The following is a 22,978-nucleotide window of genomic DNA, read 5'->3' as shown; positions in this document are numbered from 1 at the left end:
TCAAATCATCCTAGGTATTTAAGTTTGGCTAAGAAGCCATTTAGGATGTTCAAAGACTCTTGCCGTTCTGCCTCCAGCGTCTGACTCGACACCGCATACTTGTCCCACAGGTTCTCGACGATGGCATACAGAGCGCGCTTTTCGGCGTTGAGGTAGCGCAGCAGCTCCTTGTTGGCGATGTCGTGCAGTTTTCTGAGGATCAGGCGCTTGGCGTCTTGCTCGCTGCTCTGGCCGCCGATGGCCTTTAACAGGTCATCGATGCGGGCGAGGCGTAGCATGAGTGTCGCCTTGTTTTTTTCTAGCGCGGTGCATTTTTTCTTGTCTTTCTTCACTGCCGGGTTCAAGCCTTGCATCGCGGCCTCGGCCTGGGCGATGAGTTCCTTTGTTTCCGCCTTGGCTTCATCACCGCCAGTACGCTTGAGGCGCAGCTTCAGTTCCAGTTCATCCTGCCTGGTCTTCAGTACGGTTTTGTGGGTTTTGATGCGGGTTTCAATGGCGCTGATGCCATCGCGTAGCTCTTCGTAATTCCTGCGCTCCTTCAGTGCGGAGTCGGTCTTGCCATCGGCGAGGTCATCGATTAGTGCCTTCAGGTATTTCTTGATAGCGGCGGTGGTAAGTTTGGCTTCCCCTTCCTCACCTTCGGCTTCTTCCGGTTCGTAGCACGCCGCTTCGGCAGCGGCTTCGACGGCCTCAGTCAGTTCGCCCTGGATTTCGTTGGATTTTCCCTCCAGCGATTCAATTTCGTCGGCCTCGGCCTGAAAGTATTCGGCGATGAGGTAGCTATCGGGAATCAGGGTGTGGTGCCAGCCGATGGAGATGACAGTCTTCAGATCATAGCGGATGACCTGCCACCAGTTGACGAAAACACCCGCGCTCTTGAATTCGTCCAGCACGTCCAGTGGCTGGAGTTTTTGTTTGAGCGTGGCGAGCAGCTCAGAGCGCACCTCGGGCAGCTTGCGCCCTTCGCGCAGTTGCGCGAAGTCGTGCTGCGCCACCTGCCACCACTGTTCCAGCGTGCTGTAGTGAGCGGCAAGCTTGACCTGCAAATTCGCATCCGCCTCCAGTATGGTTTTGATAGCAGGCTTGGTATCGAGCATGGCGCGGAAGGCAAAGTAGTTGGGGCGCAGCGGCTCGAAGAAGATTTCGGGCTGTACGCCGAACTTGTCGAACTCGCTCTGTTTGGCGGCGACCTCGACCTGCGGGATACCGCCGATCAGGTGGGCCTGCACGTCTTCCGGCTCTGGCTCAGGGGTATTGTCCACATAGCGGCGGATATTGAGGTTGTAGTCGTGCTGATTGACGATCTCGTCCTTGTCTACCAGTCGACTGTATTTGGGAATGGTGAGCTTGTGAGTGAAGACGTAGTCGATCTTTTCGATGTCTTCCGGGCGTAGCTTGTTCTGGTTCTTGCCCTCGGCGTATTCGCGGTCGGCGTTGATGAACAGCACCTTGTTACGCAGCGCGTCGGGCTTGCTCTTGTTGACTACCAGCACACAAGCCGGGATGCCAGTGCCGTAGAACAGACCGGGCGGCAAGCTGATAATGGCCTCAATGATGCCGTCATTAATCAAGAGTTCGCGGATGAGCTTTTCTTTGCCGCCGCGGAACAGCACACCGTGGGGCATAATGGTGGCCATGTGGCCATCGGACTTGAGGCTGGCGATCATGTGTTGCACGAACATGAGGTCGGCCTTCTTGCCGGTTTCCGGACAGAACTCACGGAAACGGCTGGCGAACTGCATGTTGGTGCGGCTGTAATTCTGCGAAAACGGCGGGTTAGCGAGCACGCGATCGAACTTGCGCGGCTGGCTGTTTTCCAGAATCAAAGGATCTTCCAGCGTATCGCCATTTTCAATGGTGAAGCGGGTGATGTTGTGCAAGATCATGTTCATGTTACAAATGGACCAGACCGTGCCGTTAGAATCCTGGCCGTAGAGGGCCAGATCGTTGGGGTCTTGGCCCTGCTCTTCGACGTATTGATGCGCCTGAATGAGAAAACCGCCCGAACCCGCCGTGGGATCGTACACGGTATTCCCTGCCCGAGGCTTGGTAAGCTGCACCAGCAGCCGCACCACCTCGGCGGGCGTGTAGAACTCGCCGCCCTTCTTGCCGGCGCTGTCGGCAAAATACTTGATCAGGTATTCGTAGGCCGCGCCCAGCAGATCGGGAAACTCAAAGTTGTCGTTAACCAGCACGAACTGAGGCTGGTTGAAGTGGTCGAGCAGGTCTTTCCATTTCTGGTCGGGAATCTTGGTCTTGCCCTTGACCGCATTGAAATCGATATTGCTCTTCAGCACCCCGGCGAGTGCATCGTTCTCCTCCTCGATGGCGGCGATGGCCTTGTTGAGCATGGCGCCAATATCATGCTTGAGATGCTTGAGCGGCGGCACTTCATTGTCTTCCTGGTCATTCCAGCTCTCGTGCCAACGCGCACGTGGCGGTACGAAGAAGGTGTCGCCGTAGGAGATCTTGTCGTTGAGCAGTTCCTCCAGCAGCTCGGGCTGGTCCTTCAGGTGCGCAAAGGTGGTATCGCGCAGTATCTCACGCCTGCGGTCGAATTCATCGGACAGGCGCTTGATAAACAGCATGCCGAAGATGAATTCCTTGAATTCACTGGCGTCCATCTTGCCGCGCAGGATGTCAGCGGCCTTGAACAGAAAGTTTTCGAGTTGAGAAAGAGTAATTTTTTCTTGCTTCATGGATAAGTTATGCTCTGCCTTCTAAATTTGGCTTATCCCTTTCATTAAAGAGTTAAGAGATCGCCTGACTCTGGAAATTTGTTTTCATCCGTAATACTCACGCATCCGTAGCACGGCTCTATTAGCAAACAATATTCACAGACCATGGTAGTGTGTAATACCTGTTTTAGGCTTGGTTTCTCAGGAGATCCGTTCGTGGATTTGAACATGATTCTTTTACTGAGGAACCTAGAATTGCGCTGAAATGTACACCAAAGTTTCATATAATCCAAGCTAACTAACCATTGAGAGAGAAAACAAACATTGCTTGACGCTGTTCACCAAGGACTTTTTCCAGCAGATGCCAGGTGCATCGTTTGCATACGGCAGACGAAAGTATCGACCGTTTTTAAACTTTATTGGCCTATTAAATGGCCTGATTCGTTAGGGAGAAATTAAATGCGTTACTGGTTAATGAAATCAGAGCCAACAGAAGTCAGCATCGATGATCTGGCAGCAAGGCCCGGACAGACCGTTGCATGGGATGGGATAAGAAATTATCAGGCGCGTAATTTTATGCGCAATCAAATGCAGATTGGCGATCATGCATTCTTCTATCATTCCAGTTGCGCCGAACCCGGTATCGTCGGCATCACCACAGTTTCCAAAGTGGCTTATCCCGATGCTACGCAGTACGATCCCAAAAGCAAATACTATGATCCCAAAGCCACGCCAGAAAATCCCCGGTGGTTCAATGTCGAAGTCACACTCGTCAAAAAAACTCGCTTGCTTTCCCTCAAGGAATTACGCAGCCACTCTGAACTTGCCAGCATGAGAATCCTGCAAAAGGGCAATCGCTTATCAATCACACCCGTCGATCCGGCAGAATGGGCATTTATTATGAGTATTTTATGAAGATGTTGCTTTTATTATTCGCATCGATGCCATTTTTATCGTTAAAAACTCAAGCTAGATGCCATAGCTAAAGAGTATGGAATGGTGGTTAATTTATTTATTGCTCGGAAGTGTGGTTGGCTTTCTCGCTGGTTTGCTGGGAATTGGCGGTGGTCTGATCATTGTACCCGTCCTCGCTTACATCTTTACGGCACAGGATTTTCCGTCGGACCGTATTTTACATCTGGCACTAGGCACCGCCATGGCGACGATCATTTTCACTTCACTTGCCAGCTTGCGCATGCATCATGTGCATGGGGCGGTTAATTGGTGGATCGTCAGGTATCTTGTTCCGGGCATTATCCTGGGAACGATGGCGGGTTCTACGCTTGCCGGATGGCTATCCACCCAGGCATTGAGCATCATCTTCGTCATCTTCATTTATTATGCGGCAACGCAGATATGGCTTAAAATGACGCCCACTTCCCGTCGTGCCTTGCCTGGCAAACTTGGAATGGTGGCAGCAGGTAGTCTGATCGGTATGTTATCCAGTCTGGTTGCGATTGGCGGAGGTATCTTGACAGTGCCCTTCCTTTCCATGTGCAATGTCAAACTGCAATATGCGATTGGAACAGCAGCTGCAGTGGGTTTTCCCATTGCGGTAGCAGGCACTATTGGCTACATCATCAATGGCCTGTTACAGACGCAGCCGCTACCCGATTATAGTCTGGGTTATGTTTATCTGCCCGCGCTCGGCTGGATTGCGGTAGCAAGCATGTTCACCGCTCCACTTGGGGCCAAAGCGACACATAACATGCAAACAGCAACACTTAGAAAAATATTCGTAGTTCTACTTTATTTCCTGGGCACTAAAATGCTGTTCAATCTATTTTGAGATTAATAAGTTTTACTTAGTCAATCGATTGAGCGCTTCCTCATATCGCTCTATCGTTTGTGTAAGAATGTCATCAGGAATAACGGGTGCAGGTGGTTGCTTATTCCACTTGATCTGTTCCAGCCAATCCCGCACAAACTGTTTATCATAACTTGGTGGATTTTTCCCAGGTTGGTACTGATCAGCCGGCCAGAAACGCGATGAATCCGGTGTCAATACTTCATCGATCAGATAGGGATTGCCTGCGCGGTCCTGACCAAATTCGAATTTGGTATCGGCGATGATCACACCCCGAGTAGCGGCATAATCGGCGGCTTCGGTATAAAGCGCAATCGCTTTATTGCGCACTTCTTGAGCAAGTGTTTGCCCCAGTAATTGCTCACATTCTTCAAATGAAATGTTTTCATCATGTGCACCTGCCATCGCCTTGGTAGAAGGCGTAAAAATGGCACCCATCGGCAATTTTTCTGCTTCTTTCAAACCTTGCGGCAGCATGATGCCACTGATGGCACCTGTTCGCTGATAATCCTTCCAACCTGAACCGACAATATAACCCCGCACAATCGCTTCAATCGGCAAAGGCTTTAATCGTTTGACGACAAAGGCACGATCGATCACCTGTTCGCGCTCTTCCTGTGCTACCACAGATTCAGGTGGGATGCCTGTCAAATGATTAGGTAGAATGTGGTTCAGTTTTCTGAACCAGAAATTGGATAATTGCGTCAGCACCTTACCCTTGCCAGGTACCGGTGTTGGCAACACTACATCAAATGCTGAGAGGCGATCTGTCTGGACAATCAATAGATTATTCTCATCGACTGCATAAATATCGCGTACTTTGCCCCGGTGGAGCAAAGGAAGGCTTTTCAAGTTGGTTTCAAACAGGGCAATGGAATGAGTCATGGATCGATTTCAGTTAAATTCTTCATAAATAATCCTAAAAACCGCTTTTAGGATAATAGATTAGCGCTATTTTAACGATGCCTTGATCGCTTCAGCTTGCTGTAAAGCCTGTTCAACTGTATCAGCAAGCACGGTAAAATGCCCCATTTTCCTACCCGGCCTCGCCTCGCGTTTGCCGTATAAATGGAGCTTGGCATTGGGATTCCTGAGTACTTTACTCCAGGCCGGTTCTCCCGATTGCCACAGATCGCCCAGCAAATTCACCATCACAACAGGCGTGAGCAGCGCAGTGCTGCCCTGCGGCAAACGGCACAATATTCGTACTTGCTGCTCGAATTGCGAAGTGATACACGCATCAAGCGTATAGTGACCACTATTATGCGGACGGGGAGCAATTTCATTGATAAGCAATCGTCCATCGGTAAGCACAAAGAACTCGATGCAAAGCACCCCGCAGTAATCAAGTTTGATCGCCACCTCGGCAGCCATTTTTCTGGCTTGTTGGGCAATCTCTGCCGGTATCCTGGCCGGAACGATACTTATATCGAGAATACCGTGTACATGCTGATTCTCAGCTATCGGAAACAGGCTGATCTCACCATCAAAGCCACGCGCAACGATGACAGAAATCTCACATGCGAGTGGTAACAATTGCTCCAGCACACAAGGCTGTTGTTGCAGGCTGGCAAAAGCATTCGGCAATTCACGAGAAGCATTGATTCTCACCTGTCCTTTGCCATCATAACCAAACTGGCTGACCTTAAGGATACCAGGAAAAAATATTGATTCGATTTCAGCCGACAAATCATCGTTATTCTTAATAGCCAAAAAGGGAGCAACCGAAAAACCATTTGCTGCTAAAAACTGTTTTTCCAGTATACGATTCTGCGCAATAGAAACACTTCTCGCAGGTGGACTCACCACACAATGCTGCTCCAGAAACTGCAGCGCATCAGCAGGCACATTCTCAAATTCCGTAGTTACTCCTGCACAGGTAGTGCTTAGCTCATGCAAGGCAGTAGGATCATGATAATCTGCACACAAATGCCGTTCAGCAATACTGCCAGCAGGACACTCCTCAGCAGGATCCAAAACAGTCACGCGATAGCCAATACTCTGAGCGGCCATGGTAAACATGCGTCCAAGCTGGCCGCCGCCCAGCAGGCCAAGCATCGCTCCAGGTATAATACCACTCATGATTCAGGCAAAGTCATAGCAGCAACTGAGGCTGCTTGCGCTGCACGAAATGATTCGAGACGCTCGGCAAGCGGGCTGTTTCCGATCGCCAATAATGCAACAGCAAAGAGCCCGGCATTGGCTGCGCCTGCTTCACCAATGGCAAAAGTAGCAACTGGCACGCCTTTGGGCATCTGCACAATGGAAAGTAGCGAATCAACGCCTTGCAGGTGCTTGGAAGTAACTGGCACACCGAGTACCGGCAAGGTCGTTTTGGCTGCAATCATGCCAGGTAAATGCGCCGCCCCCCCTGCCCCTGCAATGATGCATCGAATACCCCGTTCTATCGCTGTTGCAGCGAATTCAAACATACGATCTGGCGTACGATGCGCTGAAACGATCATAGTTTCGTGCGGAATATTAAAATCTTTGAGAACCTGGGCAGCCTGCTGCATAACACTCCAATCACTGCTACTGCCCATGACAATACTGACTAATGGGTTATCCATTCAAACGGAATACTGGATTAAAAATCATAGATAATGACGAAAGTGGTAATAATAAACTAGAATTCAGTTTTTAAGCCGGATGTTTTAACAGTTTACTGCGCATCTTGTGGTAATCTCACTTATTAGTAACTATTAACTGGCAATCAACTCTATGAATTTTCAACGCGGTCAGAAAAAAGAAGAGCCAGAGATTAATCTTGTTCCCATGATTGATGTCCTGCTGGTCATCCTGATTTTTCTGGTGATTACTACGACCTACTCGAAATTTTCCGGACTCGAGATTACGCTGCCAGAAGCAACCGCTACGGAAGCTGATAAAAAAAGCGAACGGCCCAATATTATTGATGTTACCGTGGGCGCAACGGGTAGTTACACTATCAATCGGGTACCGATAACCTTTTCCAGCGTTGAAGGGTTACGTAATGAATTACAAGCAGCCGCCAAGGATGAGAAAAATCCGGTTATCATTATCACTGCAGATGCAAAGGCTACCCATCAATCGGTAATAACGGTCATGGAAGCCGCTCGGCTTGCCGGGTACAATCAGGTTACATTTACTACTGAAACAAAAAATAACAACGAGTAATTTAACTTTGGATAATACTTTTTCTTGATCAATTATTATTCATACGCTAATGGCTTCTTTATTCAATTTCATTTTTAAAGGAAGAAAAATGAGCACTAATCTGGAAAATTTTTCTAAAGCCGCACAATCTGGCAGCACTTATGTCCTGGCTCCCCTACCCTATGCAGATAATGCATTGGAGCCGGTTATCTCTGCCTATACCTTGAGCTTCCACTATGGCAAGCATCACAAAGCGTACGTCGATAATTTGAACAAACTGGTGGCTGATACTGCATTGGCAGGACAATCACTGGAGAACATCATCACCGCTACAGCAGGCCAGGCAGATAAAGCAGGCATTTTCAATAATGCCGCCCAAGTCTGGAATCATATGTTTTACTGGCATAGTCTCAGTCCTAAAGGTGGTGGCGAGCCCCCTGCAAGCTTGAAACAAAAAATTGAAGCCTCATTTGGTAGTGTGGATGCTTGTAAAAAGGAGCTTGCCAATGCAGCCGTTACTCAATTTGGCAGTGGCTGGGCCTGGCTAGTGCAGGAAGGGGATAAGCTTGCTATCGCCAAAACCAGCAATGCGGATTCACCACTTACAAAAAATAGCAGACCCTTGTTAACCATTGATGTTTGGGAGCATGCCTATTATCTGGATTATCAGAATCGACGGCCTGATTATGTCAATACGATTCTCGATAAACTAGTCAATTGGGAATTTGCTGCTGCAAACCTGCGTTAATTTCTTGGATTTATGACAAATATCACCATTGCGCTTTCAAAGGGACGTATTTTCGAGGATACAGCTCCTTTTCTGAAAGCAGCCGGGATCGTCGCGCAGGACGATCCCGAAAACTCACGGAAACTGATCATCACAACCAATAATCCGAAGGTGCGCCTCATCATGGTACGCGCTTCGGATGTCCCGACTTATGTGCAATATGGCGCAGCTGATCTGGGGGTTGCTGGAAAAGATGTCATGTTAGAGCATGGCGGCGCTGGTCTTTATCAGCCGCTCGATTTACAGATTGCCCGCTGCCGCATGATGGTTGCCGTACCTGAGGGTTTCGATTATGAATCAGCAGTTTTTCAAGGTGCCCGGTTACGGGTCGCCACCAAATATTTAAAAACTGCGCGTGATCATTTTGCTGATAAAGGGATGCATGTCGACCTCATCAAATTATATGGCTCAATGGAGCTCGCGCCGCTAGTTGGTCTGGCTGATGCCATTGTCGATCTCGTATCGAGCGGTAATACCTTGAAAGCCAATCACTTGAAAGCGGTGGAAGAAATTATGCCCATTTCAGCACGATTGATCATTAATCAGGCGGCACTCAAACTAAAACGTGAAGCAATTCAACCCCTGCTTGAAGCATTTAAAACAGCCATTAAAACAGCTTAAAGCAAGTACACGTATCATTGTATCCTCGTTGCTCAATATCATTATTCTTCAAAGCACACAGTTATGATCAAACTCAACCGATTGTCTTCCACCGACGCCAAGTTTGAGGAAGCACTGAGCGCCTTATTGGCTTTTGAAAGTACGCAGGATGAAACTGTTAATGAAACTGTCACCCATATCCTGGCCGATATCAAAAAACGTGGAGATGACGCATTACTTGATTATACCCGTCGCCTTGATCATTTAGAGCTCTCCTCGATTACAGAGATTGAATTGCCTAAAAGCGACTGGCAACAGTCTTTACAACGACTTCAAACTGCCGAAAGAGAGGCACTGGAACAAGCTGCACGGCGGATACGTGCTTATCATGAAAAGCAATTATCACAATCCTGGCAATATACCGAGTCAGACGGTACATTACTGGGACAAAAAATCACCGCGATCGATCGCGTAGGACTGTATGTACCTGGTGGCAAAGCCTCCTATCCCTCCTCCGTGCTGATGAATGCCATCCCGGCCAAGGTAGCAGGTGTTAACGAGCTGATTATGGTCGTTCCCACCCCTCGTGGTGAAAAAAATGATCTGGTCCTTGCTGCCGCAGCCATTTCTGCAGTAGACCGTATTTTTACCATAGGCGGTGCTCAGGCAATCGGTGCTTTAGCCTATGGCACGGCGACCATACCAAAAGTCGATAAAATCGTAGGACCTGGTAATGCTTATGTGGCAGCAGCCAAACGTTTTGTTTTTGGCCTGGTAGGTATCGATATGGTCGCGGGTCCTTCGGAAATCCTGGTGATTTGTGATGGCAATATTGATCCAGATTGGGTCGCCATGGATTTATTTTCACAAGCCGAGCACGATGAACAGGCACAAGCCATGCTGCTTTGTCCTGATCAAGATTTTCTTGATGCAGTTGCAGCAAGCATTACCCGGCAGCTTGAAGCCATGCCACGAAAAGAAATCATTCGCGCCTCACTGGAAGCACGGGGAGCCTTGATCAAGGTACGCGATTTAGAGGAAGCGTGCACGATCGCAAACCGCATTGCGCCAGAACATCTGGAGTTATCGGTGTCTAAACCAGAGCAGTGGATCGACAAATTGAAGCATGCCGGTGCAATTTTCATGGGACATTATACTTGTGAAGCGCTGGGAGATTATTGCGCTGGACCCAATCACGTGCTACCGACTTCCGGTACGGCACGTTTTTCTTCACCCTTAGGCGTTTACGACTTTCAGAAACGCACCAGCCTGATCCAGGTATCACCACAAGGCGCCACCACACTAGGTGCTATCGCTTCCACTTTGGCCAGAGGAGAAGGACTACAAGCCCATGCCATGTCTGCTGAATTCCGCTGTAAATAGCTCTCTGAAATAGGACAGTACACCCATGAGTAAAGCATTTATAAAAGAAATGGATACAGCTGACGAGTTTGATGAAGAAGCATCTGCTTCTCCGCTACCTATTGGTAGCAAGAACTATATTACTCCAGGCGGTCATGCTCGCCTGACCGAAGAATATTTATGGCTGCTCAATAAAGAACGACCCGATGTTACCGCAACAGTCGCATGGGCTGCTGGCAATGGAGATCGTTCAGAAAATGGTGATTACATCTATGGCAAGAAACGTCTGCGTGAAATAGACAAGCGGCTACGCTTTCTATCCAAACGACTGGATATGGCTGAAATAGTCGATCCGACAACACCACGTGAAGATCCATCACGCATCTTTTTTGGCGCAACCGTCTGCTACGCTGATCAGAATAGTCATGAAAAAACTGTTTCTATCGTTGGGGTAGATGAAATCGATCCTTTGAGAGGCTATATCAGCTGGATATCTCCGGTAGCACGCGCGTTGATCTCTGCTCGCGAAGGCGATACTGTCACTCTGCTTACCCCTGCTGGCATTGAAAAACTCGATATCCTGTCAGTTGATTATCAACAGATTTTTATTCCGCCTTTTGAACCTGTTACCTCAAAATAACTATCTTTCCAAATGCCCCTTGCCTATTCAGGCAAACTTAAATTTTTTCGTAAAACTTTTTTCTTATATTGCTCATGTTTTACCTCAGTGATTCCATGTTAATTGAATTTCCTGATCTATTGAATCACATCCAGTTTTATCACCAAACTAATTAAATGAAGTCTAATTAACCATCGAATCATCGATTTGAGAACTATTTATCTTTGTATACTTAACTTAGATAATGCATTATGTATAATTAAATTCGAATTACATAAGATAATTTTGATACAGATCATAATTCCATGAATTACTCAGAATATCTCTCTTAATAATATCAAGATTGATTAAAGCGTTATAAATAGTTTGCTTGATGATTAAACTCATCTTCTTGCTATTGTTTGAGCAATCATCACTCGGTCAAAAACCTTGATTTCACCGCAACTGTACAGGGAATTAAAATAATCGAATTAAAGGAATCACGCTATGAAAATAGCTGATATCGATCAATTAAAAATTAACTCATTACTCCCGAGTTCCAAGGGAATCGCACAGGCGTTATTAGAGGCTTGCCAGCAAAAAGATGTTACCTACAACGAAATTGCCAAGCTCATTCAAACTGATTCGGCGCTCTGCAGTTACCTCATTCATCTAGTTAATGTATCAAATCAGACTACCCATGTTATTACTTCTCTATCAGAGGCTGTTTCTCGTGCTGGTTTACCCGTTATCAAACAGCTAGCAAGAGGATTCTCACTGATAGATCAATATCAGAATGGCTCTTGTAAAGGATTTAACTATCAAGAATTTTGGTCACATTCGTTGTTGATGGCGCTTGCTATGCAGGAGTTAGGCAAAACGACTCGAGTTTGTGCGCAAGATGAGCTATTTGCTTGTGGTTTAATGGCACGTATCGGGTGTTTAATGCTCGCTACAACTCATCCAGAAGAATATGCAGAGCTGGCAGAAAAACAAAAACAAGACTCGAGCATTTCTCTGGTTGCACTTGAGCAGCAGTCTCTGCAAACGGATCACAACCAATTGACCGCGGCCATGCTGATCGATTTTGGCATTCCCATGATTTTAGTAGAAGCGATTTATTATCATGAAGTACCCACAGAATCGGGTTTTTCTGAAGGCTCTTGTCCATTTCAACTCGTGAACCTGGTGCATTTAGCCAAACAAATCGCTGATTTGGGATTAGCTTCGGAATCAGAGCGCACTGATCGAATTTCTGAGCTTATGTTACTCGGTAGCAAAATTGGCCTTGACACAGAATCATTTAGTAGCCTTATAGACCAAATTACTCAGGAATGGCACTCTTGTGGAAAAATACTTAAGATAAAAACTGCAAATCTTCCATCTTTTCATAAGATGGTCAGCGCTTCTGCACCTTCCCTGGAAATGACAACGAACGACACTTCCTTGAGGGTACTTTTAGTTGAGGATGATCCATTCGGCCTTGAAATTGCTGAAGAGGTGTTGTCCAACACTCTCGGTCACACCGTATTCTCAGCCAGTAATGGCAAACAAGCATTGTCAATAGTTATGGATATAATGCCCCATATTATCGTAACTGACTGGGCCATGCCAGTCATGGATGGTCTGGAATTAACTCGATCGTTACGTGCTGCAGATTGGGGTCAAAATATCTACATCATCATGCTTACGGGTTACGAAGATGATAAAAAGATTGCAGAGGCTTTTGAAGCAGGGGTTAATGATTATGTGACAAAACCGATCAATGTTCCTGCCTTTCGTGCCAGATTGCGTGCTGCCTGGCATTATAAAAAGCTGCGGGAAACTTGGGAGCGCGATCGGGCATATCTCAAACGCTTCGCCGCTGAATTGGCCATAACAAACCATAAACTAAAACATGCTGCATTGACTGATATGCTAACAGGAATACCCAACCGTCGCGCTGGCATGAAAGCATTAACCGGAATCTGGAATAACGCGAAACGATCTGGTCAATGCATAGCAGTCATGCTGATCGATATTGATCATTTCAAAAAGATCAATGACACCTATGGTCATGCTATAGGCGATAAAGTACTCAAGGAAGTTGCTACTTCCATACGAAATATTACACGTAAAGGCGAAATTTTTTGCCGTATAGGGGGAGAAGAGTTTTTGATGATTTGCCCGAATGGATGCACAGATGCGAAATCTGTTTTTCCTCTTGCAGAAAGACTACGCCAGCATGTAAGAATGCAAGAAATTAATATTGACGAAATCCGTATTCAGATTTCTATCAGTATCGGTATTGCCTTGAAAGATGCAGCTATGAAAAGTGACGAGCAGTTGGTAAAAGCAGCAGATAAAGCACTTTATGCGGCTAAAAATGCTGGAAGAGACAGAGTTTATTTAGCAATTGAAAATCAACTTATTAGCTCTAATTTTTACTGAGGGATTTTTTACATATTGATTGTCAAAAAAGCTCTATCAAAGATAATTCTAAGAAGTTGACAAGATAGTAGCATTGTATTCTTGCAAACTTTGTTTTTAAGGCAAAATACCGTTTACCGCACCTAGCAGCTTTGCTTGCAACAACTTGTTAAAAAGAAAAAAGCTCCTATAATGTCCATCTTAGAATCCGTTGCCAATCGTCAGGCAGTCTGGTCAGAAACAGCCAATGCCCTAAAATCTGCTACCGATCGCGCACGCTATTCAACATTTATTGCTTCAATCCTGGGCGCTTTGTTTGCAGCGTTTGCAACCCAGCAAATCAGTCCAAATATTGCGAACTATCTTGCGGTAATGAGCGCGATAAGTCTTACGTTTGTCACGTTTATCACTGCAAGGTGGCTGAACAAAGATATCATCGACCGCCATTTGCAGGCGCGCATGGCTTCCGAAGCATTAAAAAGAGAAGCTTTTCTCTACGCTACCCAAGCCGGCCTATACACTGATCTTCATACACGCGACAGTATTCTCCTTCACCAGAAAGCCAAGATTGAAAATAAGGTGAGTGATCTGCTCCAGTTTGAGAGAAAAGCCAAAAATGATGGTAGCTGTCCCAGAAAAGATCTGGATCTAAATGAATACATGGAACAGCGAATTGATACCCAAATCAAGTACTATCGTGATCGAGCCATCCAATACGACAAATATTCTCAACGATTACATACCATGGAATGGGTACTTTCGTTCGCAGCTGCTTTCATTGCAGCAATAGCAGCCACACCCTTTATCGACATTGATTTGGCAGCCCTTGCTGCTGTTCTAACTACGCTGGGAGGCATAATAGTATCGCATCTTGAGGCTGCCCGCTTTGATAAACTCATTCCAAACTATCGCGCCAAGGCCAATCAGCTTGAAGAGCTTAAGCTGAAAATGTTGATTGATAAGACTGCAGCGGCTGATTGGATAATGGAATGTGAAACAGTGCTGGCAGCAGAAAATAGCGCGTGGCTGGAATTATGGACAAAATCATAGATGATCCTACAAACAGTTTTTAGGATGATTCACATCCACCATGCCTTTCTAATCTGAAGAAGGAGTCACTTCTTTTTTAACACGTATTCTCGCAGGAATAGCAATTGAAAAAAGATTCAAGAGTTTTAAAACAATCTCAAAGAATCTTATTCCATTTCCAAATCAAACATGGCGCAAGAACGAACTGCAGACAGTATAAATAATACGGCAAGGAGAAGCCGATAAAATCAGGTTTGATTTAGAAGTGAATTAATACACCTATTCCCAGGAATGCTCATCGATTACACTCCTATTCATCTCAATCATACTGGCATATTTTCACAAGTCAGCACAGCATGACAAATCTGATTCTGACATTAATGATTGCATTTGCTGCAGGCGTGATGCTTGGATTGCTGTTCCTCCTGGCGCTGTGGCATTCTCTACAAACATTATCACGTCGCTCCTATCCCGTTCTGCAGATGGCAGCAAGTATGGTATTTCGCATAGTACTGGCAACAGTGGCATTGTTTGCCACCATGCAATTTGGTGACTGGCATCATTTGTTGGCCTCAGTCACCGGGTTTACCTTGGTACGATGGCTGATGACTCAGCGTCTATCACAATTGAACAATCTTATTTCCAATAGGGAAAGAAATGGAGCTACGGAAAATAAATAATACGGCAAGGAGAAGCCGACCAAGTCAAGTTTGATTTAGCAGGCTGTTGAAAAACGTATTTGAGGCAGTCAATGATAGGCAAAAACAGGCGAGAAAAACAGAGTTTATACCTGATAAATGAGCATTTTGAGCCTGTTTTTAACACCGCAGCGGCAATGCAGATAGTTTTTCAACAGCCTGTTAGAAATGGAATAAATTGGCAACGCCCGATCAACTCCACTACTTGATAAGAATTGAATAATAATCTTAATCTTTAGCCAACAAATGGCAAGGTGGATGTGTGCTTTCTGTTATCCGGGTTAGTTTTTTGGTTTTGCCAAGTATCGGAATACCAATATAGACGCGCAGATCTAAGGTATTTGCATCTGCCAGACGGAGATTAGCACTGTAATACTTATCTTCATCAGCTTTGTAAAGGGTTCCTCCTACCCATTCAGTAGGATCATCTTTTTTTGATCGCATATCCCACAATACTTTGGTGCCACACAGTGTCGGATTTTCTGAGCTTTCTTTAGGGTTGAGCCAGGCAATATGACCGCACAAACTCTTATCATTGCAGTACTCTAATCGCACGGCGACATCCTTTTTTTTGGTTAACCACAAACCCGTCACTTCCTTACTGCTGTCAGCATAAAGTATTGCGGGAAATGTCAGGAGGGCAAGTAATATGATAACAATTGAGTATGGCATGGCTTACTGTCTATAAAAATTATTTTAGAAAATAAAACTACCTTATTAAATCAGACATTCCTTTATAGGAATCAGTTCTTCCCTGCGCAATATATCAAAAAAGAAAGGGGAAGATCATAGACTTTAACTTCGCATGCAGTAATCCTATTTTCCACGATTAAGCCTACAAAATCTGCCTCAAACATACTACTATAAAGTTTTTCCGGTTAAACGAAGGAGTCACCCAATGAGTGAAACGGAATTTGAGTAAAGAAACATTGACATATACTGCATACCTACTAGATCAGCACCATGTGTTTGGTGCTTGATGTCGAAGTATAAAGTGACAAATCTTAGGTTGAAAGGAAATAACCCCGAAGCAGTTACGAAAACTGTAGCGAAACACAAGATAGAAACTGCAAAGCCAACCTGAATACGAAGAAATATCAGTAAAAGCTAAAACCACACGTCCAGTGGGAGAAGGATCGGGCACAATCTATTAACCTGAGCCGATCATCCTCCCCCGGAAAAAAGGTTTTTAGCGCAAAACCTTTGATAAAACGATTATTTCAGTGGATCGCGCTGCTTCACAGTCAATTGGTCTTTCCATTCCTGGGGCAATTTTTGCACCCAGCCATTGTAAACCACAGGAACACCCAGCACCCCTTGCCCACCCATTCCTGAGTGAGCTGTAATAGTGTCATCCATGGCTGTGTTTGCACCCGGTGTCAGCAAAACTCTGCCTACTAGTGCTGCGTCAGCCGGATTGCCATCACCATTTGGGTCGATATCCACTACTTGCAATACATTAGCTGACTGACTGCTCACATGAGCATAATATCCACCTCCTTTTTTGGCGCCAAACTGCACGCCATGGCAGCCAGCGGCACAAGGAAGTGCGGCGACCAGCTCATCAGTTTTGGTATTTATGATAGTGATGGTATCGGTCAGAATATTGGCCGTGACCATGGCAATCCCATCAGGACTTACTGGTGTTTGGATCGGCAAAGCGCCAACTGGGCCAGTTATTTGTCCGGAAACAGGATCATAATTTTGCAGTAGATTGATTGTTTTCAAGATGTTTCCAGTTGCCGTTTCAATCACAGTTATGGTACTGTCGAGAAAATTAGCCACATAGTATTTACTGGAATCTGGCATCATACCCGTGGCAATCGGATGAGCCTCAGGACCGCCGGTCGGAACAATATTACGTATGCCATCTCGAGCAAAATCAAAAATTGTTGAGTCCCCCGTGAACACATTGGGCGTTACCATGGTGCCGCCATCATGTCCCATCCAATGCCCATGGGGACCTGGTCTGCCAATATCGATTCTCCGTTCCACATTACGGCCAAGTGGCGATAGTTCAACTACTGAGTTCCGATCGTTGGAACCATTGATCGAAACATGGAGTTGATCGGTGTCTACACGCGTCATCACATGTGCCGGTGCATCACCCACCGATACCCGATCTACAGACTGGCCACTGCGGCGATCAAAGATTGTCAGCCTGCTACTAAACCATTCAGTGGCAAAAATCAGATTTTGTGCGCGATCGGTCCACATATTATGCGGGTTGTTCATCTGCAAAAACACTTTGCGACTCACTTGCCAATCAGTGGCATTCACTGCTGTGGCAGCCCCCGGTTTTTTCTTGTTGGCTGTCAATTCAAACTGGGTATTAACCCACACTTCCCCTACCCCTTGTTGAGACGGCGTTAAAAGTGCCGGTAGCGTAATATCGTTACCATAGCGTGCTGTCAAAACCTCAGCCAGATTAACAACACCGCTATCGGTACGTACATTCACATTCGGATAATTGATATGCCACGGCTTTCCTGATGCAAAATTCTGCCAGTTACCTGGTTCGGTCAATACTAGAAAACCGCGCAATAAACGTGTTGCCAAATCACTGCTGGTAGGCACAGTGATGCCATTGGCCAACGTAACGTTATCTCCCAGATCCAATCCTTCTGTAGCTGGATCATCCACGATTACGGTACCCAACATAAAAGGGTGAACCTGACAGACAAATACATATAAACCGGGTGTGGTCAATTCAACTTCCGCACTGCCCTTTTGCGCATCAGTATCAAACGGCATATTCTGGGCGCCCTTCGGAAACAGCAAACTGGTCATAGTATGTACGGTATCAGAATCCATCCCGAACTTAACTCGGACGCCAGGCGTACCAATTCCTAATGAGCCTGAGCCAGCAACTGGCCCATTGGTGTTTCTGAACCAGTTACCTGGCATATCATTGAGTTCAAATCTTATTTCGTTTGAACTTGTTAAACCTGCCCAAACCACCAAGCCAGATAGAACAACTAGTAAAGTTAAAAAGTGTTTAATGGTAAACATGATTTCCTCACTTTTAAATTAAAAGCTAAAATGCCACTATCTATTTTCTAGTGCCTCGTACTCATGAGGCAAGGATCGGAATCCGTGGCATCGATCTGGGCGATAAATGAACTCAGCCATTTTTTCGTCCAGGACTTCGATTGTTTGCACCATCGATACTTAATAGACAATAAATCTAGATTTCAGTTGTGCGGGATGCATTGATATTTGATAGACAACAAACCTAGATAAACCTAGATTTCAGCTGTACGGGATGGAGTGTGCGGTTTTGCGAGTGCCAGGGAAGGCGCAACGACACGGAATGGTCGTTCCATTCCAAGGAGCTACAACACACAAGATAGAAACTGCAAAGCCAACTTGAATACGAAGAAATATCAGTAGAAGCTACTACATGTCCGATGGGAGAAGGATCGGGCACAATCTATTAACCTGAGCCGATCATCCTCCCCCGAAAAAAGGTTTTTAGTGCAAAAACCTTGATAAAACAATTATTTCAGCGGATCGCGCTGCTTCACCGTCAATTGGTCTTTCCATTCCTGGGGCAAATTCTGCACCCAGCCATTGTAAACCACAGGAACAGCCAGCACCCCTTGCCCACCCATTCCTGAGTAAGCTGTAATAGTGTCATCCATAGCTGTGTTTGCACCCGGTGTCAGCAAAACTCTGCCTATCACTGCCGCGTCAGCCGGATTGCCATCACCATTTGGGTCGATATCCACTACTTGCAATACATTAGCTGCTTGACTGCTCACATAAGCATAATATCCGCCTCCATTTTTGGCGCCAAACTGCACGCCATGGCAACCCGCGGCACAAGGAAGCGCGGCAACTAGCTCATCAGTTTTAGTATTTATGATAGTGATGGTATCGGTCAGAATATTGGCCGTAACCATGGCAATCCCATCAGGACTTACTGGTGTTTGGATCGGCAAAGCGCCAACTGGGCCAGTTATATCTCCAGAAACGGGATCATAATTTTGTAGTAAATTGATTGTCTTCAAGATGTTTCCAGTTGCCGTTTCAATCACAGTTATGGTACTGTCAAGAAAATTAGCCACATAGTATTTACTGGAATCTGGCAACATACCCGCGGCAATCGGATGAGCCTCAGGACCGCCGGTCGGAACAATATTACGGATGGCATCTCGAGCAAAATCAAAAATCGTTGAATCTCCCGTAAACACATTGGGCGTTACCATAGTGCCACCATCATGTCCCATCCAATGTCCATGGGGACCTGGTCTGCCAATATCGATTCTCCGTTCCACATTAGCGCTAAGTGGCGATAGTTCAACTACTGATTCCCGATCGTTGGAACCATTGATCGAAACATGTAGTTGATCAGTGTCCACGCGCGTCATCACATGTGCTGGTGCATCGCCCACCGATACCCGGCTTACAAACTGGCCATTGCGGCGATTAAAGATTGTCAGCTTGCTACTGAACCATTCAGTGACATAAATCAGATTTTGTGCGCGATCGGTCCACATATTATGCGGATTGTTCATATCGATGTTCGGCAAAAATACTTTGCGACTCACTTCCCAGTTAGTGGCATTCACCGCTGTGGCAGCTCCCGGTTTTTTCTTGTTAGCTGTCAGTTCAAACTGGGTATTGACCCACACTTCCCCTACTCCCTGTTGAGTCGGCGTTAAAAGTGCCGGCAGCGAAGTATCGTTATCATAGCGTGCTGTCAAAACCTCGGCCAGATTAACAACACCACTATCGGTACGTACATCCACATTCGGATAATTGATATGCCATGGCTTTCCTGATGCAAAATTCTGCCAGTTATCTGGTTCGGTCAACACTAGAAAACCGCGCAATAAACGTGTTGCCAAATCACTGCTGGTAGGCACGGTGATGCCATTGGCCAACGTAACGTTATCTCCCAGATCCAATCCTTCTGTGGCCGGATCATCCACGATTACGGTACCCAACATAAAAGGGTGAACCTGACAGACAAATACATATAAACCGGGTGTAGTCAATTCAACTTCCGCACTGCCCCTTTGCGCATCAGTATCAAACGGCATATTCTTGGCGCCCTTCGGGAACAGCAGACTGGTCATGGTATGCACCGTCTCTGAATCCATCCCGAACTTAACTCGGACGCCTGGCGTACCAACTCCTAATGAGCCTGAGCCAGCAACTGGCCCATTGATGTTTCTGAACCAGTTACCTGGCATATCATTGAGTTCAAATCTTATTTCGTTTGAACCTGCCCAGACCAGGCCAGGTAGAACGAGTAGTAAAGCTAAAAAGTGTTTAATGCTCGACATGATGTCCTCATTTTTAAAGTTAAAAACTAAAATGCCACTATCTATTTTTTAGCGCCTCGTGCTCATAAGACGCGGATCGAAATCCGTGGCATCGATCTGAGCGATAAATGAACTTAGTCATTTTTTCGCCCAGGATTTCGATTGTTTGTACCATTGATACTTAACGAACAATAATCCTGGATTCCAGTTGAGTGGGATGGAGTGAACGGTTTTGCAAGTGCAGGAAAGACGCAACGACGCGGAATGGTCGCTCCATTCCAAGGTGTTACAACACAGCCATGTACTTGCAAAATCATGCAATCCACACCGAAGCGGAAACACCCATAAGATGCGAATGAAAGTGATAATAAGAATCATTATATTCATAATGTTAATTCCAGGATGAGCGATCAACTGTTTATCTAGGATAATGGGTGATACTTTGATACTGCATCTAAAATTGGCTGCAATACCGATGATTCTTGATCGAGCTTGCTATCATCCAACTCAAAATTGAATTTCACTTTTTCCTTCAAGTCAGCGATACCACTTAATATTTAGAGTGCTGCATCAAATACTACTTTGTGTTTGCATCACGATCTTCGGCTAAAATCATGATCGTCGCCAGTATGGCCGTTACGGTTAACGTCGACCTTGATTTCTTCGGCAACTACCTGCATATTTTTATTAAAATGGCCTTTTACTTCGATAAGCTCTCCTACGGCTAGATTTCCACGTACTTTGGTTGTGTCATTCGGAACCACAGCCATATTCACGCCGCTAACATTGACGATACTGACCGAGCCATTCGCTACGCTTGCTACAGTGCCCTTCAACTTGATCTCCCCTTCAGGACGGTGTCCTACTTCGATGCGCTCGGCAAGAAACACACCATTGTTAAATACACCCTTGATATCAACGCTTTGCCCAGGTTGCAATGCCTCCATAGTCAAACCGCGAGAGACACCCATCTCTCTCCTGCGAATAGCTGTGTTTGTATCAACTTGAACAGGAACGTCGATTACCGTAATGCGCCTGCCATTTGGCATGAATTCCACTGTCGGAGCGCTCATGATATCGTCGTGCCAGACTGTAACGAGCTTATCATTTGGCGCTTCTTCTACCTGCTCGATCAAGCCTCGAATGCGGTATTCTCCAAGGTGGCTATCCAACGCATCGATTTGATTAGCAACTACTATTCCAGAAGGTCTAAAAAAACCATTAATCTTGACAAAATATCCGACCCTTAACTCAGATAAAGCTATTTCATCACCATGTGATTCAATTTCTGTCGCCCCTGTAACCATGACGGGAATTTCTACATTATTCTCAAGGTTGCTCAATAATTTGACGCGAACAGAGCTTTCACCTTCGGAAGGCAGATTTATTTCTGTTACTATTGCTTTGAATTCTAGCTCGGCGCTTTTGGCCAACGCAGTTGTGGTCATAACAATCGATAACACTAATAAAAGCAAACTAGTGATAAATGTTTTATGACGAAAATTCATTATATTTCTCCAATAAAAGATAAAAATATGCCCTTATACCCTTTCCAATTTAATTAATACTTGATATGATATTTAGATAAATATTTTGCTAATAAAGGCTCATAACAACATAGATTTTTGATTAATTGCAATAATTGCTTATAAATTTTCGTTTATTGTTATAACTATTTGTCATAGTTATAAGTATTGGTTCATGCTAAATAAATATTCCAATTAATCAATAAGTTTTGTTGTAAATAGTTGTAAAGCATAAAAATAGCAGCATTATCGTTGAATCGATAAAAATTCCACTGACGGTCTATGCAGTCACCTATTTTTTAGAAGATATTAAACTTTCTATCTTCATCGATTACTTTCTGTAGTTCTATTTTTTCCTTTTCTTTCTTGATCCTCCTTGTTCCATTTCCTTGCCTCAAATTTTTTAGAAATTTAAAATTCGATAGTTACAGTAAAGTAAAATTCCTTTTTAATTCATTTTATTATATTTTTTTACTCACTAATATTTATAACATACTGATTATTAATATGAATTAATGATATTTAATTAATTATCATTCTCATCATCATTCTCATTACTAGTATCAGTGTTATTAATCTTTTTTATTAATACCATTAACATTAATTATTTGTCAACTCCCAGAAATCATTTTATTGCTTTGCCATGCGCAATATCATGAATAATCAATTTTTGGTTTACTCGGCCAATGCATGCTTCGCATTCAACTGACTAGAACATAATTGGTTTCATGCATCGCAATGAATTTTAGCTTAAAGAATTTGGCATCTCTAAAGCTATAAGCCATTTTATGTAACGTTTTGATCTTGTAGTTGATGCCTCCAACGGTCTGGTTGATAAACCATTTCTGTCGAAATAGGCAAGGAAGCCTGAGCGAGGAGTGGCAATGGTTTCAGAGAATTGCTTGAGCATGTTTACATTAGAAGCAACCGCCTTTTTTACCTACTCATCTAGGTGTTTAGTCCCACGGTGTGCTGGAATGAATTAACATTAAAACGTTCCGGCTCTTTTGTCCATATTTTGCAGATGTATTCATAGGGTGTAAGCCCCTTCAAAATCTTAAGCCGCTTTGCGAAGT

The 22,978-nt window shown here is 45.1% G+C and carries 18 protein-coding genes and 1 pseudogene; 10 read left to right on the top strand and 9 right to left on the bottom strand.

Annotated elements, in window-relative coordinates; translation table 11 throughout:
* Positions 1-5: 5 nt before the first annotated feature.
* Entirely contained in the window at positions 6-2,699 is a 2,694-nt protein-coding gene (locus BLV54_RS02975) for a type I restriction-modification system subunit M (protein ID WP_090567573.1), read from the bottom strand.
* Between the two features lie 438 nt (positions 2,700-3,137).
* On the opposite strand from BLV54_RS02975, the gene BLV54_RS02970 reads away from it, so the two are divergent.
* On the top strand, positions 3,138-3,593 hold the full coding sequence (locus BLV54_RS02970) for an EVE domain-containing protein (RefSeq protein ID WP_090567570.1): 456 nt from the start codon (positions 3,138-3,140) through the stop codon (positions 3,591-3,593).
* Between the two features lie 76 nt (positions 3,594-3,669).
* Positions 3,670-4,467, top strand: a complete 798-nt coding sequence (locus BLV54_RS02965; RefSeq protein ID WP_090567566.1) for a sulfite exporter TauE/SafE family protein — start codon at positions 3,670-3,672, stop codon at positions 4,465-4,467.
* Positions 4,468-4,479: 12 nt separating this feature from the next.
* Here the strand turns inward: BLV54_RS02965 and BLV54_RS02960 are convergent, their stop codons facing one another.
* The 3 genes from BLV54_RS02960 to purE form a co-directional block, all read right to left on the bottom strand.
* Positions 4,480-5,370, bottom strand: a complete 891-nt coding sequence (locus tag BLV54_RS02960; protein ID WP_090567563.1) for a phosphoribosylaminoimidazolesuccinocarboxamide synthase — start codon at positions 5,368-5,370, stop codon at positions 4,480-4,482.
* Positions 5,371-5,436: 66 nt separating this feature from the next.
* Positions 5,437-6,567, bottom strand: a complete 1,131-nt coding sequence (locus tag BLV54_RS02955; RefSeq protein ID WP_090567561.1) for a 5-(carboxyamino)imidazole ribonucleotide synthase — start codon at positions 6,565-6,567, stop codon at positions 5,437-5,439.
* Positions 6,564-7,055, bottom strand: a complete 492-nt coding sequence (purE, locus tag BLV54_RS02950) for a 5-(carboxyamino)imidazole ribonucleotide mutase (protein ID WP_090567558.1) — start codon at positions 7,053-7,055, stop codon at positions 6,564-6,566. Before purE ends, BLV54_RS02955 begins: the two co-directional genes overlap by 4 nt.
* 151 nt (positions 7,056-7,206) lie before the next feature.
* Between purE and BLV54_RS02945 the strand changes: the two genes are divergently transcribed.
* The 8 genes from BLV54_RS02945 to BLV54_RS02910 all read left to right on the top strand — a co-directional run bounded on the left by BLV54_RS02945 (position 7,207) and on the right by BLV54_RS02910 (position 15,085).
* A complete protein-coding gene (locus BLV54_RS02945; RefSeq protein ID WP_090567555.1) occupies positions 7,207-7,641 on the top strand; it encodes an ExbD/TolR family protein in 435 nt (144 codons plus the stop codon).
* A gap of 88 nt (positions 7,642-7,729) precedes the next feature.
* Entirely contained in the window at positions 7,730-8,368 is a 639-nt protein-coding gene (locus tag BLV54_RS02940) for a superoxide dismutase (protein ID WP_090567552.1), read from the top strand.
* Positions 8,369-8,380: 12 nt separating this feature from the next.
* On the top strand, positions 8,381-9,028 hold the full coding sequence (gene hisG, locus BLV54_RS02935) for an ATP phosphoribosyltransferase (protein ID WP_090567550.1): 648 nt from the start codon (positions 8,381-8,383) through the stop codon (positions 9,026-9,028).
* A gap of 63 nt (positions 9,029-9,091) precedes the next feature.
* Positions 9,092-10,390 carry a histidinol dehydrogenase gene (hisD, locus tag BLV54_RS02930; RefSeq protein ID WP_090567547.1) on the top strand — a complete coding sequence of 433 codons (1,299 nt, stop codon included), beginning with the start codon at positions 9,092-9,094 and terminating at the stop codon, positions 10,388-10,390.
* Between the two features lie 25 nt (positions 10,391-10,415).
* On the top strand, positions 10,416-11,009 hold the full coding sequence (greB, locus tag BLV54_RS02925; protein WP_090567544.1) for a transcription elongation factor GreB: 594 nt from the start codon (positions 10,416-10,418) through the stop codon (positions 11,007-11,009).
* Positions 11,010-11,474: 465 nt separating this feature from the next.
* Positions 11,475-13,397, top strand: coding sequence for a GGDEF domain-containing response regulator (locus BLV54_RS02920; RefSeq protein WP_176969650.1), 1,923 nt, complete (start codon positions 11,475-11,477; stop codon positions 13,395-13,397).
* Between the two features lie 171 nt (positions 13,398-13,568).
* Positions 13,569-14,426: a DUF4231 domain-containing protein gene (locus BLV54_RS02915; protein ID WP_090567542.1), complete on the top strand. Its 858-nt coding sequence runs from the start codon at positions 13,569-13,571 to the stop codon at positions 14,424-14,426.
* A 335-nt stretch (positions 14,427-14,761) separates the two neighbouring features.
* Complete coding sequence (locus BLV54_RS02910) at positions 14,762-15,085, top strand: ATP synthase subunit I (RefSeq protein ID WP_090567539.1); 324 nt, start codon at positions 14,762-14,764, stop codon at positions 15,083-15,085.
* A gap of 246 nt (positions 15,086-15,331) precedes the next feature.
* Here the strand turns inward: BLV54_RS02910 and BLV54_RS02905 are convergent, their stop codons facing one another.
* From BLV54_RS02905 to BLV54_RS15400, 5 genes and pseudogenes are all read right to left on the bottom strand, one after another.
* The gene (locus BLV54_RS02905; protein WP_090567537.1) at positions 15,332-15,775 is read right to left on the bottom strand and encodes a DUF2147 domain-containing protein; all 444 of its coding nucleotides are present in this window, start codon (positions 15,773-15,775) and stop codon (positions 15,332-15,334) included.
* Between the two features lie 543 nt (positions 15,776-16,318).
* The gene (locus BLV54_RS02900) at positions 16,319-18,115 is read right to left on the bottom strand and encodes a copper oxidase (RefSeq protein WP_090567534.1); all 1,797 of its coding nucleotides are present in this window, start codon (positions 18,113-18,115) and stop codon (positions 16,319-16,321) included.
* A gap of 488 nt (positions 18,116-18,603) precedes the next feature.
* The gene (locus BLV54_RS02895; RefSeq protein WP_090567531.1) at positions 18,604-20,397 is read right to left on the bottom strand and encodes a copper oxidase; all 1,794 of its coding nucleotides are present in this window, start codon (positions 20,395-20,397) and stop codon (positions 18,604-18,606) included.
* 572 nt (positions 20,398-20,969) lie between these two features.
* Entirely contained in the window at positions 20,970-21,884 is a 915-nt protein-coding gene (locus BLV54_RS02890; RefSeq protein WP_090567527.1) for a DUF5666 domain-containing protein, read from the bottom strand.
* A gap of 966 nt (positions 21,885-22,850) precedes the next feature.
* Positions 22,851-22,978: pseudogene (locus BLV54_RS15400) on the bottom strand (IS481 family transposase); the annotation flags it as partial.

Source organism: Nitrosomonas sp. Nm33 (assembly GCF_900107265.1).
Taxonomy (GTDB): Bacteria; Pseudomonadota; Gammaproteobacteria; order Burkholderiales; family Nitrosomonadaceae; genus Nitrosomonas.
Note: the sequence above shows the minus strand (reverse complement) of the source record. Positions and strands in the feature narration are given on the sequence as shown.

Excerpts from the sequence above, each read along its gene's own strand:
- BLV54_RS02915 (WP_090567542.1), top strand. The coding sequence starts at position 13,569 with ATGTCCATCTTAGAATCCGTTGCCAATCGTCAGGCAGTCTGGTCAGAA.
- BLV54_RS02890 (WP_090567527.1), bottom strand. The coding sequence starts at position 21,884 with ATGAATTTTCGTCATAAAACATTTATCACTAGTTTGCTTTTATTAGTG.
- BLV54_RS02970 (WP_090567570.1), top strand. The coding sequence starts at position 3,138 with ATGCGTTACTGGTTAATGAAATCAGAGCCAACAGAAGTCAGCATCGAT.
- BLV54_RS02895 (WP_090567531.1), bottom strand. The coding sequence starts at position 20,397 with ATGTCGAGCATTAAACACTTTTTAGCTTTACTACTCGTTCTACCTGGC.
- BLV54_RS02910 (WP_090567539.1), top strand. The coding sequence starts at position 14,762 with ATGACAAATCTGATTCTGACATTAATGATTGCATTTGCTGCAGGCGTG.
- BLV54_RS02960 (WP_090567563.1), bottom strand. The coding sequence starts at position 5,370 with ATGACTCATTCCATTGCCCTGTTTGAAACCAACTTGAAAAGCCTTCCT.
- BLV54_RS02975 (WP_090567573.1), bottom strand. The coding sequence starts at position 2,699 with ATGAAGCAAGAAAAAATTACTCTTTCTCAACTCGAAAACTTTCTGTTC.
- purE (WP_090567558.1), bottom strand. The coding sequence starts at position 7,055 with ATGGATAACCCATTAGTCAGTATTGTCATGGGCAGTAGCAGTGATTGG.
- hisD (WP_090567547.1), top strand. The coding sequence starts at position 9,092 with ATGATCAAACTCAACCGATTGTCTTCCACCGACGCCAAGTTTGAGGAA.
- BLV54_RS02965 (WP_090567566.1), top strand. The coding sequence starts at position 3,670 with ATGGAATGGTGGTTAATTTATTTATTGCTCGGAAGTGTGGTTGGCTTT.
- BLV54_RS02940 (WP_090567552.1), top strand. The coding sequence starts at position 7,730 with ATGAGCACTAATCTGGAAAATTTTTCTAAAGCCGCACAATCTGGCAGC.
- greB (WP_090567544.1), top strand. The coding sequence starts at position 10,416 with ATGAGTAAAGCATTTATAAAAGAAATGGATACAGCTGACGAGTTTGAT.
- BLV54_RS02955 (WP_090567561.1), bottom strand. The coding sequence starts at position 6,567 with ATGAGTGGTATTATACCTGGAGCGATGCTTGGCCTGCTGGGCGGCGGC.
- BLV54_RS02920 (WP_176969650.1), top strand. The coding sequence starts at position 11,475 with ATGAAAATAGCTGATATCGATCAATTAAAAATTAACTCATTACTCCCG.
- BLV54_RS02905 (WP_090567537.1), bottom strand. The coding sequence starts at position 15,775 with ATGCCATACTCAATTGTTATCATATTACTTGCCCTCCTGACATTTCCC.
- BLV54_RS02900 (WP_090567534.1), bottom strand. The coding sequence starts at position 18,115 with ATGTTTACCATTAAACACTTTTTAACTTTACTAGTTGTTCTATCTGGC.
- BLV54_RS02945 (WP_090567555.1), top strand. The coding sequence starts at position 7,207 with ATGAATTTTCAACGCGGTCAGAAAAAAGAAGAGCCAGAGATTAATCTT.
- hisG (WP_090567550.1), top strand. The coding sequence starts at position 8,381 with ATGACAAATATCACCATTGCGCTTTCAAAGGGACGTATTTTCGAGGAT.